The sequence below is a fragment of the Enterobacter cloacae complex sp. ESBL7 genome (assembly GCF_041679625.1).
Taxonomy (GTDB): Bacteria; Pseudomonadota; Gammaproteobacteria; order Enterobacterales; family Enterobacteriaceae; genus Enterobacter; species Enterobacter asburiae_B.
The window spans coordinates 1-518 of record NZ_JBGORN010000040.1; the positions used below are offsets into that span (position 1 = coordinate 1).

At 67.4% G+C, this 518-nt stretch carries 2 protein-coding genes; both read left to right on the forward strand.

Annotation, left to right across the window (positions count from 1 at the left end; all coding sequences use genetic code 11):
- The coding region (locus tag ACERY3_RS25350) for a hypothetical protein (RefSeq protein ID WP_373226801.1) at window positions 1-215 on the forward strand (215 nt) is incomplete at its 5' end.
- Window positions 216-226: 11 nt separating this feature from the next.
- A partial coding sequence (locus ACERY3_RS25355) for a hypothetical protein (protein WP_373226802.1) occupies window positions 227-518 on the forward strand: 292 nt, incomplete at its 3' end.

The window sequence follows — 518 nt, forward strand, 5'->3', positions numbered from 1 at the left end:
AGCTGCGTATTGAGCTGGTCAAGACCGGGGTGATAAAGGCGGGCGTGCTGCGTGTGCTGCAGGGCCTGCCGGAATACCGGCTGTGGCGTAACCGCCCGGGCGGACGACAGGTGCTGCTGCGTGAGCGCCTGGTGATGGACAGGCCGCTGACGGTGGCCGTGGTGACCGGCAGTCCGGCAGATGACCCGGTGACGGCCGGCGGGGAGGCGGGGTGAGGGGCAGCCGGGTGGCCATGTTGTTCACGCAGCTCGCGCTGGTGATGTCACTGGCATCGTATTCAGCAACCTCCGCCAGTGCGCCTTATCCCTTTCCTGCGCCGGGTGTGCAGTGCCGCAGTGACCTGGCGTGGCTCAGGCTCGCCATGCCGGAGGTGCTGATATCCCTTCATCCAGGGCCGGGTGCACGTGACGGGGAGGTGTTCACACCGTCCATGCCGGAGACCCTTCCACCGGTCCTGCAGGACTGGCAGCAGCTTCAGCAGGCCAGGTACTGTGAGCCTGCCCGGGCACTGCGACACC